Source organism: Arcticibacter sp. MXS-1 (genome assembly GCF_041902385.1).
GTDB lineage: Bacteria > Bacteroidota > Bacteroidia > Sphingobacteriales > Sphingobacteriaceae > Arcticibacter.
This window is the reverse complement of record NZ_CP169244.1, coordinates 3,865,112-3,880,675: the sequence shown is the minus strand read 5'-3', so window position 1 is coordinate 3,880,675 and position 15,564 is coordinate 3,865,112. Positions and strand designations below refer to the sequence as shown.

The window sequence follows — 15,564 nt, the reverse complement described above, 5'->3', positions numbered from 1 at the left end:
GGATCTGTTTATTCTAACACCAGTGTTTTTAAGCCGTAGCCAGGGAGCGCAAGGGGAGTATTCGTCTCTATCGGTTTAGACGACAGCTTCTTGCCCCGTCCGTCCATGACAGAGACAATTTTAAAGGCAGCTGCTTTTTTCCCAAAGCTGAGAGTCGCGGTAAGCTCGCGCGGCTCGTCATTCATCACGATAATGAACAGTTTATCCTTTCCTCTGGCAGCAAGGTATTCCACATCGGGGCTGTCGGAGCTGATCAGATCTTCGGAGGAGATAAGTTCGGCAGACTCGCCGTAGATCCTGCCTGGCTGAAAGCCGTAGGTCTGATGGGGACCTACCTTTGGCGTGACAAACCCCCTTGGGAATGTAATGGTCTTTGCTGACCTCAGTTCTGCTTCCGAAAGCAGGTAGTCGGTGATCCAACCCACCTGCCACCAGGCATGGTGGGGGTAGGGTCCTGCTCCTTTATTCATAGCCAGCCAGTAGTAAGAGGCCACGCTCGTCTTTTCGTCAACGAAGGCATCACGCCCGAGTGCCGCAGCCCTGGCCATGTCGGCAAAGAGGGGCTCACCGGTAATGGCGAACATGCGGATGAAAAGAGGAGCGTGACTACATAGCAGAATAGGCCCCTCGCGGTTTGCCGAACCAAATATGCCGCCATGCTCAAAACTCAAGCCCGACTGGCTTATTTCCCAGTCGGCACGCTTTACACCATTGACTTCTTTTTCCGCAGCACCCGCAACAGGGTGGGTATAAATGGAAGCCGTATAAATTCTGGCCGTTGCTACTGCGGCCTCAAGATACTTCTTTTCTCTGGCCACGTCGTAAAGATCAAGAAGACACTGCGCGGTCTGGGCAGTAGCAAAGTCGGGAGCGTAACGCGCGTCTCCACATACTCCCAGGAAGCTGCCTGTGCGAACAGCGTTCTGAATCAGCCAGTCGGCGCCCTTCTTTGCCGCCTGAAGGTAGCGCGCATCACCAAGGATGCGGTAGGCCACGAGCAAGCCATAGAAGGTAGGACGGAGATCCTCCAGGTCTTTAAACACCTCTTTTTCTGTGTGCCGGTCGAAGGCGACGGGCCAGCTTCCATCTGCTTTCTGCCACCTGAGCAGAGAAGAGGCTCCCATCCTGAGACGTTCCCGGAGCACCTTGTTCCCTGGTTCAAAGAGGAGCATATTGCCCACGTCGAGCATGGTATAATAAGTGAGCCCGATAGGTTCTACCACCTCTCCCCATTCTTCAACGAACTTTTTAGATTTAGCAAGATAATACTGCCCGACAGCAGCGCCCTCAAAAAAGCCCGGTTCGGTTTGCTGCTGAGCCAGTTTAAAGTTAAGCGCATAAGGCAGGCGGTCCCTGGTTAGTTTAGGATCGCTTGTCAGACTCGCCAGCATCCACATCGCGCCATAGTCGGAATTCTTCATCGCGTCGCGTTGCGAGCCCACAACTCCTCCCAGATACGATTGAGCGCCTATTTTCCTGTTTTCAAAATCCTCAACATTCCACATGGAGGTGGCAGGATCAGTCAGGTAGCTGTGCATCCTTTCCACCCGGCGACTCAGCGATTGCCGATTCTTGCGGAGGGCAAGCGATTCCTTAAAGCCATACACGTCGTATATGGCATGGTTGAGCGCCTTAAACCAGTCGCCGTCCGTGATCGAATATCTGAACTGAAATGATAAAGTCTGTCCTTCTTCCAGCTTTGAGCCTTTCTCGCCCAGAACAGGATAATAAAGCGTGGGACTAAGCGCGCCCTTCCTGTTCATGTGCGACAGCCCCAGCAACCAGTCGCCTTGTGTAGAACGATCTTTTTCCCAGGGATCCCTCCCGAGGCCAGGCCGCGGGATAACAGAAAAGCTCAGGCCAGCCCGGTTACTGACGATCGGACTAAGGGTGGACGCACATCTTTCAGGATAAACGGCGGGCAGAGCAGGTATGCCATGCCCATAAGCGTAAGCAAGAGCGAAGTTTTTCTGCAGGTAATTTCCCTGAAAATAGCCAGGGACAGTTGCCCAGCTCAACTCTGTCTCGGGTATCGTAGTGAGTGTTGGACTAGCGCACGAGAAGTAGCCGCTCCGCTTTGCTCTCAGCGTTTGCCGCACTACGATGTCGGTAGGATAGAGACTGTCGAGACTCCACTCGGTAGTCAGTTCCGCCACCTCATTTTCTGAGCTGAAGCGAATACCTGAAGACGTGCGCTCGCCCGTCAGGGGGTATGACCAGTATGCCGTGCCGGCTGTATTGAGCGCTACAGGACTGGTGCTGAGCGCCCATTGCTCCAGCTGGTAGTGATAATTTTCGCCAGGGAACACCTCACCGGTAATGGTTTTAAACACGGTGTCGGGCTTTAAGGCAGGCTTTTTCGCTGTGTAGATAAAAAGGTGCTGCCCTGAAGGTTTACCGGCTGCCGCCCATTTTCCGGTGCGATTGAGCTGGACAGAGGTCAGTGTCCAGCCCGCTGCAGTGCGGGTCCATCCAAGCTTCAGGCTCCTGTTCTGCAGGAGCATCGTGCCGGTCTGTGCGCCCAGGACGCCACAGACCAGCAGACAGGAGATGAGTGCTGCAAATTTCTTTATCATGACGGTTTCGAACACAAGATAGCCTAAAGATCAGTTTATTCCTTCTATCGCCACGCCGGATTCTGCTGAATGGAGGGATTGGCATTGATCTCATCCTGAGGGATGGGGAAATAACGATTCCTGGCAGAGGGCGTCCTGACAGGATAAACATCGTTCACTGCCCTGGGGATGACCGCCATAAAAGTGTTGGTTCTTGTGAGGTCATACCAGCGGTCGCCTTCCCCGAAAAACTCCCAGGACCTTTCCTGCAGCACGGCGTCGATAAATTGCTGCGGCGTAAGGCCGGAGGCAAGTCCGCTGAGCCCGGCCCTTTCTCTCACCTTGTTCACATAACCGTAAGCGAGAGTAGTGGGGCCATTCAAACGCACTTCTGCTTCTGCTGCTATGAGGTATACATCGGCAAGCCGAAGGATCTGGACGTTAATCGACACGTTTCCGCCCTGCGCGCCCGCATCCTGGTATTTCTTTACCTGCACGCCTTTAGGAGTAATAGGGGTAACGTCCTTCTGATGCACCACAGCGCCGCTCTTGTTTATGTAGGTAGTGTCGAGCAGCTTGCGCCTTTCGTCAAGTGGGTTAAATGAGTCAAAGAAGGCCTGATAGGCATAGATTGACCCGAAGGTTGAAGCGCCATAAGACGGCGCATCGCTGTTCTTAGGGCCATAAAGTCCGGTCAGCTGATGCGTACGCCCGGGGGTAGTGCGTTCTGCTTCAAAAGCCCACATATTCTCCTTTCTGGCGTCATCTTCTTTCGTAACAGAATAGAGATCTGTAGGGTCGTCAACAAGCTCATACTTCCCCGAACTCAGCACTTCCTGCGCCTTCGATAGTGCCAGAGCATAATTTTCTGCATAAAGTGCTGCCTTGGCATAAAGGGCAATGGCTACCTCACGCGAGGGCCTGCCTTTAACTAGCGAAGGAGTGTAGGATGGCAGGGCAGCGACTGCTGCGTCCAGGTCGGCAAAGATCTGCTTGTATACGTCGGCTTTAGGTACCACAGGTGCATAAGCCTTTTCTGCAGTTGAACTTGATGCCGTCCTCAGCACAACGTCGCCGAAGTTCTTCGTCAGTGTCCAGTGGTAGAACGCACGGAGGAAAGAGGCTTCACCAAGAATTTCCTTCTTCCTCTTTTCGTCCATCACAATATCAGGCACGCGCTCCAGCACCACATTCGCTTTTTCGATGCCGGCATAGCAGCTTCTCCAGATATGGAGAGGCGACTCGTTGTCACGCGCGAAGCTCTTTTGAGTGGTGTAATTCGGATCGTAATTAAAAAGAGTGAGCGTGTTCCTTCCAACCACTGCACGGGGATAGGTCTGGTCTGCACTGAAATCACTGGCACAGGTTCCAGCTGTAAAATAGAGGTCAGCAAGCGGAGCAAAGGCAGCAGTTATTGCTCCTTCGGCGTCAGCCGCTGTTTTATAGTATTCACCGAAGGGAATGGATGAATAAGTCTGCTCATCCAGTTTACTGCAGGCTGTAACGGCCAGCAGGCCAAGTGACATAAGGAGTATATGGTAAGTTTTCATGATCTCGTCCGACTAATTTTTTAAACTGAATAGACTGTTAAAATCCGATCTGAAGGCCTAAGAGAAAAGTCTTAGCGGTAGGGTACACCAGGTTGTCTACGCCCACCAGCACATTAGATCCTCCGAACGTATTAACCTCAGGATCATAACCTGAATAGTCGGTGATGGTCAGGAGGTTATTGGCGCTCACGTAAATGCGTGCATTAGAGACACCCTTTATGCGCGGGAGGGTATAACCCAGACTGATATTCTTCAGCCTGATGAAGGAGCCGTCTTCCACAAAGCGGTCGGACACGGGGATTCGGCCTCCCTGCGCACCGTTGGTATAGTCGTTGTTGGGGTTGGTAGGCGACCAGCGGTTAACGGCTCCCGCAAGGAGGTTGCGTCCTCCAAGGGGATTTTCAAAACTATAACGACTGAGGTTATAAAGCTGGTTGCCCTGCACCCCGGAAATGAAGGCGGCAAGATCAAACCTTTTGTAGCGGAGACTGGTGGAAAGCCCGAAAATATAATCAGGATTCGAGTCACCGGTAATGGTCTGGTCGGCGGCTGTGATTTCACCGTCCTTATTGAGGTCGGCTACTTTTGTTCCACCGACCCGGCTTCCCGAACCCGGCAGCACGGTTTCGCCTGTCTGGTAAATACCTTCGAAGACATAGGTCTTAAAGATGCCAACCGGCTTTCCTACCTGCAAAACGCTGTAAGGACTTAGTACAAACTCAGTCATCCCCCCTCAAGACTGACCAGCTTGTTGCGGTTAAACGAAATGTTTCCGTTGACGTTCCACTTGAGCTTACCATCGAGGATGCGCGCGTTCAGCGCGAACTCCAATCCCCGGTTTTCGATACTGGCGAAGTTTCCCGGAAAGGAGGCGTAGCCCGAGGAGAGGGGCAGGTTCTTTACAAACAGCAGTCCGTCGGTCTTCTTATTGTAGGCGTCGGCGATCAGGCTGATGCGGTCGTTCAAAATGCTCACATCAAGACCCACGTTCAGCTGCTTTGATTTTTCCCACTGGAGATCGCGGTTAGCAATGCCCACCGGGCTGATACCGATGGTATACACATGGTTAAAGACATAATCACTGCCCTGATTTAAAAGGGAGAGCGACTGATAGGGCGATATAGCAGCGGCATTACCCGTAACTCCGTAACTGGCGCGGAGCTTAAAATCACTGAACAGCTTCTGATCTTTCATAAACTGTTCCTCAATAAGCCTCCAGGCAACAGCAGCGGCAGGAAAAAAGCCGTACTTGTTATTCTCACCGAACTTAGACGCTCCATCGACCCTGGCAGTGAGATCAAGAAAATAACGGTTCCGGTACCCATAGTTTATTCTGCCCATGTAGGAGTCGAGCCTTGCCCTTGTCTTTTCGCTGGAGACGGTGCGGTTGGTGGCTATGCCTACCGATTCGTTTCCGGTCACGTCGTTAGGGAAGCCGGATGCGTTGATATAGTTTCCCGAAAAGGTGTTGCTTTGAGTGCCGAAGACGCCCGTCACCTTAAGAGAATGATCGCCAAAAGCACCGTTGTACGTCAGGATGCTCTCGTGAAGCAGATCGGTGGTGTAGCGATTGTTTTTCTGGGCAGCTCCTGAATTGGCATTCCGCTCCACCTGGGCAATGATGGAAAGGGGTGAGTAGTAGTCGTTCAGGGAATTTGAAAAATCAACATTGAAAGAAGCGCGATAGGTCAGTCTCTTCAGGATGTTGACTTCCCCATATAGGTTCGTGAGCGTGCGCTTCAGATTGGTACGGTTCAGGATCTGAGCCAGCCCTACGGGATTAGCCACTTCGCGATAGCGTCCGTTGAACTGGTCTGCAGTAGGCAGCACACTTCCGTCCTCACGATACGGGACGAGAGAAGGTGGAGCAGCAAGGGCTGCCCCTATTATGCTAGTGGTGGCAATAGGGCCATCCATACTGCTGACGGCAGTAGGCACGGTATTGCTGATGGAGTTGCTTCCCAAAATGGTGGTTCCGATCCGAAAGCGGTCATTTACCTTATGATCGAGGCTGAGGCGAAGAGAATACCTTTTGAAGTCGGACCGTATGACCAACCCGTCCTGATCGAAATAGTTTGCAGAAAGAGAAAATTGCGTCTTTTCTGTTCCGCCGTTTATGGACAGCTGGTGATTCTGCATGCCCGCCTTCCGGAAGATCTCTCCCTGCCAGTCGGTGCCCTTCCCGAGCGAAGCAGGATCTGTATAAATGGCATTTTTATAAATTTCATTTTCCAGCTCGGCAAACTGAGTCGCGTTGAGCAGGTCGAGCGTTTTTGTCACTTCCTGCACGCCACCATAGGTTTCCAGTCCTACACGCGTGGGACCATTCTTTCCTCGCTTGGTAGTAATCAGAACCACCCCGTTTGCTGCACGCGCACCATAGATTGCTGTTGCAGAAGCGTCTTTAAGGATTTCGGCCGACTCAATATCGTTCGGATTGATCGTCGACAGCGGGCTGATCGAGTTAGCACTGCCTTCATTCGAGATCTGAATCCCATCAATAATGTACAAAGGTTCTGAAGAGCCATTGATGGAGTTGGTTCCGCGCACCCTTACACTGATGTTTCCCCCGGGCGCTGCATTATTTTGCGTCACCTGCAGGCCGGCTACCCGGGCCTGGATTCCCTGAGCTACGTTTGTAATAGGCGACTGGGTGATGTCGGCAGCTTTCACAGAGGCGATAGCGCCCGTTGTAGCAGCCCGCCGCTGTGTACCGTAGCCCACCACCACTACCTCATTTAAGCTCTTGCTCGACTCTCTGAGCGTAACGCTCATCCTCTCATTTGATATGGGAAGCTCCTGATTTTCAAAGCCGACAAATGAAAAGACCAGCGCAGAAGATCCGGGCGATACAGGAATGCGAAAATTGCCGTTTGGATCGGTCATCACGGCCCTTTTCTCATTTTTAACCCGCACGGTCACGCCTGGTAAAGGAGAGCCTTTTCCGTCCCTTACTACTCCGGTCACCATTCGTTCCTGAGCCTGAGACCAGACGGACGACAGACATAACAGCACTGAAAACGAGACTAATTTTAAGAGGTACAGCAGCTTTACACTGCCGGTTGTCCTGAGATGTGGCCGCAGCCGCTTTGACATTACCGTTTGCGACGGCAGGTAAGTAAATTTTGCTTTCATAATATGGTTAGTTGAGCCCGTCAGCCCTGACCTCTCAGACTGTGCGCAACCAGGCTGAGAGAGAAAGAACATCCGGTTGGTTTACTCAAAAATAATAGGAGAGGCACCTTTTTACAGGGGGATGAAAGCAGGTTAAATGCTGGGAACATTCCCAATTGTTGGGAGCCTTCCCATGAAAGCGAGATTATTATAAAAGAAATGGCAGCGGTGTTGACGCTGCCATTTTCGGATGTTATTGAGATCAGATTTGCCTTTTTAGGCGGCCTTAATGCGAGCACTTCGCTATGCTATTAAGACGGTTCATCACCTTTTTAGAGGCTCATTAAAACTCATGTGCCAGGTTATCACGATGATCGCTTATCTATCAAAAGGCCTCAGCACGGTCGTGCAACTAAGTGATCTGGAATGTTAATTGACTTTTGCGCGTGCCAATGAGATCGCTTCGCTACCTGCAAGAGACAGCGAAGAACCATTAACTGACTTCAGTCGTCTCTGTGCGACCAGACCGGCAGCTGGAGTTAAATTCCAATTTCCAAGCCTTTACTGACTTTAGCCGCCTTTTCTCCGCTCAATTCGCGGACGCCCTCTACTTTGCATAAAGCAGAAACGGACGAATATCAGCCTGCAAAAGATCGCGCTCCACGAGCGGGGCGTATGCGGTAGCCTTCTCCTGGCTGGGTAGAGCGGTCACCGCGCTGAGGTTGTGCGCGCTCCTGTCTTTCCGGTTCACTTCGCTGAGGCCTGGACCATCTGTCTCCTCTGCCTTCCATTCCATTTCTCTGTGGTGCCGGCTCCGAAGATGAGGGTTCCTGTCCCTGAGGCAAGGAGGGGCTTTGGCCGCTGCGGGATGGGCGGGAAGGCCGTTCAGCCGGACTATAAGACGGTCGTTCCTGGCCCCGCGGGCTCCCGGTATTCTCAGGAGGAGCTCCCCAGGATTGACCGTTCTGCTTGTCCTGGTTCCGCCACCTCTCATTCCTGACGTCACGCCCGGCCTGATCATCGCGGTCTCTGTATCGATACTCCGGTCCTCCGTCCCTTTGAGGGCGGCCATTCCAATCAGGGCGCGGCCGCTGGGAGGGGGCGTTATAGCCATCAAAACGATGATCTTCTGTTCTTCCTTCACGTATCCCGGGACGGTAGGCGCGGACCGTTCCATTGCTGACGATCATTCTTCCCGGACGATCGTGAAAGTCGAGATGCTGAACCTGCACGCGACGCCGGGTAGCACGCTCAAGCTCCTGAGGTCTTGGACCGTAGAAATAGCGGCGGTTGTTGTTCACGTAGATATTATTGATGATAGTGGTAGAGTGGTACACATTCACCACCCGCGGCCTCGGCACGCAATAGGAATAAACAGAAGGACTACATACATACCGTTCAGGCACAAAGATCCAGCGGAGCAGGGGAATGTCGATGTGAATGCTCACGTCCATGCGTGGGGCAAGAGGCGCCCATCCGTAATATCCTCCTCCTGATCTCCAGCTTACCCAGGCAGGTCCCCAGTCATTTCCTGGCACCCATATCCAACCATAGGCATCATCGAAGAGCCAGCGACCGTAATGGAAGGGCGCCCATCCCCAGTCGTAGTCAGACACCCAGGTGTTGCCGTATTCAGTTACCACCCAACGGCCCCTCGTGCCGTATGGCTGAAAATCCGCTTCTACACGGGGGATCCAAACCCTCCCGTAATCTCTGTAGTCGACCCAGCGTCCGTAAGGAGCCAGCTGATCGTAAAAAACCTCTAATGACACGGACGACCCGGGCTGTGCAAGCAGCTGTGCAGGAGGACTGAGGACACTGGCGGCGAGCACCAGCAGGCTAAACAGCATAATTTTCTTAGGTGTATTCATTGTGTGTGTTTAATGGTTAGATCAAAGATTCATTAAATGGTTTATCCACGTATGTTTTATCTTCTTTAGAGATAAGACGAGCGAAAGAGTGAGAAAGGTTGCATGCACGCTATTCACAATTGCTCTTTTTTCAACAAGAAAGGGGGATTAAGGCATAATGACTTAACTTAGCGGGTTTAAAAGGAGAATTCGCTTGGCAAAGAGCACTACAAAAGAAACCCCTTTAATGCAGCAGTATAACAGCATCAAGGCCAAATATCCGGGAGCCTTATTGCTGTTCAGGGTCGGTGACTTTTATGAAACATTCGGGGAGGATGCCGTCAAAGCTTCGGGCATTCTGGGTATCGTACTTACAAAAAGAGCAAACGGGTCAGCTTCGCATATTGAACTGGCGGGCTTTCCGCACCATTCACTCGAAACCTATCTGCCCAAACTGGTGAGAGCCGGTCAGCGCGTGGCCATATGCGACCAGCTCGAAGATCCCAAAACCGTAAAAACGATTGTGAAGCGCGGAGTAACCGAACTGGTAACCCCGGGCGTTTCGTATAACGATAATATCCTACAGCAAAAGTCGAATAACTATCTGGCCTCTCTTTTTTCGAGAAGAATACGGTAGGGGTAGCTTTCGTTGATATTTCTACGGGAGAATTTCTGGTAGCACAGGGCAGCAGCGACTACATTGACAAGTTGCTGCAGGGATTCAAGCCGAGTGAAGTGATCTTCCCAAAAAGCCGCTACCGCGATTTTACCGAAACCTACGGTGACCGCTTTTATACCTACTCGCTTGACGAATGGCCTTACACAGGTGACTATGCCCACGAAACGCTGCTCAAGCACTTCGAAGTGAAATCACTGAAGGGCTTTGGGGTGGAACGGATGACGGTGGCGATCACAGCAGCAGGTGTGGCCCTGCACTATCTCAATGAGACCGAGCACCGTAACCTCCAGCATATATCTTCTGTTGCCAGGATTGAAGAGGATAAGTATATGTGGCTCGACCGCTTTACCATCCGGAACCTGGAGCTGATCGGATCAGCAAATGAAAATGCAGTTACCCTTGTTGATGTTATTGACCAGACCTGCTCGCCAATGGGTGCCCGGATGCTCCGGAGGTGGATCGTGATGCCGCTTAAAGAGCAGAAGCCCATAGAAGATCGCCTGAATGTCGTGGATTATTTCATCCAAAATGAAGAGAGGCGGGAGTCGCTTTTGCAGGAGATCAGGCAGATTGGAGACCTTGAGCGGCTCATTTCAAAGATCGGACTGCAGCGTGCTAATCCAAGAGAGGTATGTCAGCTTAAGAAAGCGCTTTATTCAATTGATCAGATAAAGAACTGCTGCTCAGAGTCAGAGAGCGAGGCCTTAAGGAGAATTGCGGAGCAACTGAACCCATGCGGCCTGATCCGGGATAAAATTGAAAAGGAGCTTCATCCGGATCCGCCCGTCATGGTGGCCAAGGGCAGCGTCATAGCAGAAGGCGTGAATGAGGAACTGGACCGTCTGCGCAAGATCGCCTTTGGCGGCAAGGACTACCTGGTTGAAATTCAGAAGCGCGAAGCAGAAGCTACGGGCATACCTTCACTTAAAGTGGCCTTCAATAATGTGTTCGGGTATTACCTCGAGGTCACCAATGCGCACAAAGACAAGGTACCAGCCGACTGGATCAGGAAGCAGACGCTGGTCAACGCAGAGCGCTATATCACTCCAGAGCTGAAAGAGTACGAAGAACAGATCCTGGGCGCAGAGGAGAAGATCCTGGCCCTGGAAACAAGGCTTTACAACGAGCTGGTGTATGCCCTGTCGGAGTATATCAAACCGATTCAGTTGAATGCCCATCTCACTGCTCAACTCGATGTATTACTGTGCTTTGCTACTGTAGCGATAAAGAATCACTACAGCAAACCGCATATCACTCCTGACAATGTACTGGACATAAAAGGAGGCAGGCACCCGGTCATTGAAAAACAGCTTCCGGTCGGAGAAGACTACATCACAAACGATGTGTTCCTCGATACAGAGAGCCAGCAGATCATCATCATAACGGGTCCAAACATGGCGGGAAAGTCGGCGCTCCTGCGCCAGACAGGGCTCATTGTGCTCATGGCACAGATCGGATGTTTTGTTCCTGCCAAAGAAGCTAAAATAGGTCTGGTCGACAAGATATTCACACGGGTAGGAGCATCAGACAACCTCTCCTCCGGAGAATCGACGTTCATGGTTGAGATGAACGAGACAGCCAGTATTCTGAACAACCTGTCGGATCGAAGCCTGATCCTTCTTGACGAGATAGGCAGGGGAACGTCTACGTATGACGGAATTTCGATTGCCTGGGCAATCGCAGAATTTCTCCATAATCAACCGGCTGCAAAGGCCAAAACACTTTTTGCGACGCACTACCACGAGCTGAACGAGCTGGCAAACTCCTTTAACCGGATCAAAAACTATAACGTTTCGGTGAAAGAGGTAGGCAACAAGGTGATCTTTTTAAGAAAGCTTGTACCGGGCGGAAGCGAACATAGCTTCGGGATTCACGTGGCCAAGCTGGCCGGCATGCCTCCTAAGCTTATTTCACGTGCGGGAGAGATCTTAAAGCGACTGGAGCAGGAGCGGACAGGAGGCGAGCATATCAAGGACAGCATTAAAAAAGTGCAGCAGCAGGCGTATCAGCTTCAGATGTTCTCTATTGACGATCCGGTACTGGTAAAGATCCGTGACATGCTGAATAACCTCGATGTGAATACGCTTACTCCTGTCGAAGCATTAATGAAACTCGACGATATTCAGAGGCTGCTGAAAGCTTAACCAGCGTGCCCAAAGTGAGTTATAAGGAAGACATGAACCATAAGAGAAGAAGAGAGCTGAGATACGTTGCACTGATTATCATATTGCTGGCATGCCTGAGCTCCTGTAAAAGCAGCAAGGTTTACACAGATGCCTCTTCCATGAGAGGCAGGACCGTCAGCGGTTCTCTGAAAGAGCGGTATGCGGCTCTGCTCGATGTTCCGCCCAGTGAGATAAGCAATGAAAGGCTCTATAAGTTCATCGATTCCTGGATCGGCGTTAAGCATCAGGATGGGGGCATGGATAAAAGAGGTACGGATTGTTCGGGTTTTACCTGCATCCTTCAAAAAGAGGTCTATAACAGAAGAACCGCCCGTACTGCCAGACAGATGGCAGATCAGGTGAAACGAAAGTACGAAGAAGAGCTGCAGGAAGGCGACCTCGTCTTCTTTGACTTTTCGCGAAAGTTTGACCATGTGGGAATCTATTTAAAGAATAACCGCTTTGTGCATGTGTCAACCAAAAGAGGTGTGATCATCAGCGACCTGAAAGACTCCTGGTACTATAAGTACTTCTCGCGGGGCGGCTCGGTAAAAGAACAGTAAATTTATTGCTGGAATGCAACCAGCAGTGACCTTCTTATTATCTTTAAGATAATGAAAAGAGCTTGCTTGCTGGTCGTCCTTCTTGTTGCCTCGGCAATTACACTGAATGTCAAAGCACAGACCGTTAAACTGCTAAAAATAAACGAGCTGGAAGGCCGGCTGACGGCAGGAAAGGATACCACCTATATCATCAACTTCTGGGCAACCTGGTGCGCTCCCTGCGTTGCTGAACTTCCCCATTTCGAACGTCTGGCCCAAACCTATAAGAAGGAACCGATGAAGGTACTCCTGGTAAGCCTGGACTTCCGGTCCAAACTTGAAACAGCAGTCAGGCCTTTTGTTGAGAAAAACCACCTTCAGAATGAGGTCTTCCTCTTGAACGAAAGCAATCAGCAGGAGTACATTGAAAAAATCAGCAAAGAGTGGTCGGGCTCTATTCCCGCTACGCTGGTTGTCAACAAAAAGAAAAATATTAAGTTATTTAAGGAGCAGGAGTTTAGCTACGAAGAACTGGAGAAATTATATAAATCATTAAAGCCATAATACCATGAAAAAATTACTGCTAATTTGTTTATTGATGGCCGGAGTTTTTGCCAGTGCTCAAACTACAGGGGGTTATCAGATTGGCGATGTGGCCAAAGATTTCAGTCTGAAGAATACGGACGGTAAAGAGGTCTCGCTAGCCAGCTATCAGGACGCGAAGGGATTTATCATTGTCTTCACCTGCAATACCTGCCCGGTTGCAAAAGCCTACGAGAAAAGGATCATGGACCTCAGCGCCAGCTATCAGAAGCTGGGCTATCCGCTAATCGCAATCAATCCTAATGATCCGGATGTTCAGCCGGGGGAATCTTATGAGAAGATGCAGGAGCGTGCCAAAGAGAAGGGGTACGCATTCCCGTATCTCTCTGATCCCGGACATGTGGTAACCCGGCAGTTCGGCGCCACCAGAACGCCTCATATTTTCGTTCTTCAGAAAACCTCAAAAGAAAACGTCGTTTCTTACATCGGCGCAATCGATGATGATACTGAAGAAGCTAATCCTTCACGTAAAAAATTCGTGGAAGAGGCCATTAACAGTCTGGCTGCAGGACAAAAACCTGCCACCCCGGTAACAAAGGCTGTGGGATGCACCATCAAGTGGAAGAAGAGTTAAGCGAAAGTCTTCCGCTCTACTGAAACTTGAGAACGAGCCGCTCATTGTCACTCTCCGCGATCTCCTGATGAAAGCGTACGAAATCGGCGTAGGCCTCTTTAGGATAAGAGCCTTCATTCATTTTCACGATGCGTTTGTAGCGCACGGTCTTTCCCTCCACCAACACGGTAGAGCTAAAAGAGCCAAAAGGCTTTTCTATTACGACGGGACGGGGAATATAGTCAGCCTGCGCCTTTGCTGGAATCTCAAAAACGTATTCGTCTTCATCCACATATCCGCGGTTGATATAAAGTGGGTTGCTTCGGTTTCGCATGTCGGGGATAACACGCTTTTCCTTATTGATCACATTTAACGAGAGATACATCTGACCCTGATTAGCTGAAGCATATGCGCGGGAGTTAAAATCAAACGTTTCGGTGGTGACGGGCTTGCCGTTTTTTTCTCTCCTGAAATCGAAGGTCTGTACCTGAAGATTCGGAAGGGGGTAGAGCTCGGCTATCTTCTTCAGTTGTTCTTTTAAAGGTTCTCCGTCCAGCTCATCATGATTGTCATACTGAGTGCCTTCGAAACGTGTGCTGATCTTGCCGCTGAGGTCGCCGTTCTCTGCCAGCTTAAAGGTCGCTTTCCTAACCTGCAGGTTGTCGGAAGAAGCGAACTTCGGAGTGCGAAGGATTTTACCGCCCTGGGGCGTGCAGGCAAGGACGAGCCGGTCGTCGGTAAAGTAGCCGAGAAAACCAAAGGGGCTCTTCTTGTCTGTACATTCAAGCCACACCGTGTCGGCTTTAAAAGGAACGCACAGAATGGCATGATTGCCGTCGTTCATGCTTGCAAAGTCGGCAGTCACATCTTTTTTGAATCCGCCAGCATTTACTACACAGTAGTAGGAGTCGATTCCTGCTTCTTTTAATAATGCCCGGGTGTAATTGACCAGGCCTTTACAATCGCCATACGAGAACCGATCAACCTCTGCTGCGGGAAAAGGCTGATATCCTCCGATCCCTATCTGAACGCTGATGTAGCGGGTTTTATCCTGCATGTATTCGTAGAGCTTCCTGGCCTTCAGCTTCGGGTCTTTTATGCTGTCTACAAGCTGGTGAACATACTGCCTGGTAGCTTCCGGAAGAAGATCTCTCCCCTTAAGCAGCGACTCTGACATCCATTTTCCGTACTCGGCCCAGTCTTTGAAACTTCCCTTTATTCCCCTGTAAGCAAAATTGACCGGCGCCAGCTGGACAGAGGTCATATAAGCTTCAGGGTTCGGACTGTAAGGTTCTGCACGCATAGCGCCTACATTGGCTACCTGCCATTTGTAGGTCTTAAGATTTTTGTCACTGCCTTCTTCAACTGCGCCCTTGTAGTTAAAGGCTTTATAACGGATGGCGAAGTCAGCAGGGCAGCTGAACTGAAGAGAGCTTTTTTCAATAGACACTCCCTCTGCTGTGACGGGCTGCCACTTCGGAAAAAAGAGCGACTGTCTCATCCGTATGTCGATCTCATAAGCGATCGTGTAGGGATAGGTAACCTGTGCCGGCTTAAACACTTTCATCCGGTCGTCTTCATACAGCGAAATGTTACTCACAGCACTCCTGTCGTCAAAGTCGCGCTCTGCAAATTTGCTCACAGGGATGCCAAACTCGTTGTAGATCGTCCCCCTGATTCCGCGGATCTGGTTGACCTTGTCGTAAGACGCTACGATACGGGCCTCATCGTCACCGGCACTGTTCATAATGGTCACAGCGCAACGCTCTTTATAGGAAACGTCATCGGGCGCGTTTACTACCATCACCATCTCACTGTTCCTGATCACAGCACCCGCCCTGTAGAGCAGATTCCTGGGTATGGCCGAGACTGCGTAATTGTCCTGGCTAAAGGCATTAGAAATGCCGGCCAGAAGGAGAAACATGACCAGTCTTTTAATCATATCTTTTTTGT

9 protein-coding genes and 1 pseudogene are annotated in these 15,564 nt (G+C 50.8%); 4 read left to right on the top strand and 6 right to left on the bottom strand.

Annotated features, from left to right (window positions below):
* Positions 1–8: 8 nt before the first annotated feature.
* The 5 genes from ACES2C_RS16780 to ACES2C_RS16760 all read right to left on the bottom strand — a co-directional run bounded on the left by ACES2C_RS16780 (position 9) and on the right by ACES2C_RS16760 (position 9,090).
* Entirely contained in the window at positions 9–2,576 is a 2,568-nt protein-coding gene (locus tag ACES2C_RS16780; protein ID WP_374164221.1) for a glycerophosphoryl diester phosphodiesterase, read from the bottom strand.
* A 44-nt stretch (positions 2,577–2,620) separates the two neighbouring features.
* Positions 2,621–4,105 carry a RagB/SusD family nutrient uptake outer membrane protein gene (locus ACES2C_RS16775; protein ID WP_374164220.1) on the bottom strand — a complete coding sequence of 495 codons (1,485 nt, stop codon included), beginning with the start codon at positions 4,103–4,105 and terminating at the stop codon, positions 2,621–2,623.
* A gap of 37 nt (positions 4,106–4,142) precedes the next feature.
* On the bottom strand, positions 4,143–4,832 hold the full coding sequence (locus ACES2C_RS16770; protein WP_374164219.1) for a hypothetical protein: 690 nt from the start codon (positions 4,830–4,832) through the stop codon (positions 4,143–4,145).
* On the bottom strand, positions 4,829–7,240 hold the full coding sequence (locus tag ACES2C_RS16765; protein WP_374164218.1) for a SusC/RagA family TonB-linked outer membrane protein: 2,412 nt from the start codon (positions 7,238–7,240) through the stop codon (positions 4,829–4,831). The genes ACES2C_RS16770 and ACES2C_RS16765 overlap by 4 nt, the downstream gene beginning before the upstream one ends.
* A 617-nt stretch (positions 7,241–7,857) precedes the next feature.
* Complete coding sequence (locus ACES2C_RS16760) at positions 7,858–9,090, bottom strand: DUF6600 domain-containing protein (RefSeq protein WP_374164217.1); 1,233 nt, start codon at positions 9,088–9,090, stop codon at positions 7,858–7,860.
* Positions 9,091–9,283: 193 nt separating this feature from the next.
* On the opposite strand from ACES2C_RS16760, the pseudogene mutS reads away from it, so the two are divergent.
* From mutS to ACES2C_RS16740, 4 genes and pseudogenes are all read left to right on the top strand, one after another.
* Positions 9,284–11,892, top strand: a pseudogene (gene mutS, locus ACES2C_RS16755) (DNA mismatch repair protein MutS).
* Between the two features lie 32 nt (positions 11,893–11,924).
* Positions 11,925–12,476 (top strand): C40 family peptidase, encoded by a 552-nt coding sequence (locus ACES2C_RS16750; protein ID WP_374164216.1) that lies wholly within the window; start codon positions 11,925–11,927, stop codon positions 12,474–12,476.
* A gap of 51 nt (positions 12,477–12,527) precedes the next feature.
* Positions 12,528–13,019: a TlpA disulfide reductase family protein gene (locus tag ACES2C_RS16745; RefSeq protein ID WP_374164215.1), complete on the top strand. Its 492-nt coding sequence runs from the start codon at positions 12,528–12,530 to the stop codon at positions 13,017–13,019.
* Between the two features lie 4 nt (positions 13,020–13,023).
* On the top strand, positions 13,024–13,632 hold the full coding sequence (locus ACES2C_RS16740) for a thioredoxin family protein (RefSeq protein ID WP_374164214.1): 609 nt from the start codon (positions 13,024–13,026) through the stop codon (positions 13,630–13,632).
* Positions 13,633–13,648: 16 nt separating this feature from the next.
* Here the strand turns inward: ACES2C_RS16740 and ACES2C_RS16735 are convergent, their stop codons facing one another.
* Positions 13,649–15,553: a DUF3857 domain-containing protein gene (locus tag ACES2C_RS16735; RefSeq protein WP_374164213.1), complete on the bottom strand. Its 1,905-nt coding sequence runs from the start codon at positions 15,551–15,553 to the stop codon at positions 13,649–13,651.
* Between the last annotated feature and the right edge of the window lie 11 nt (positions 15,554–15,564).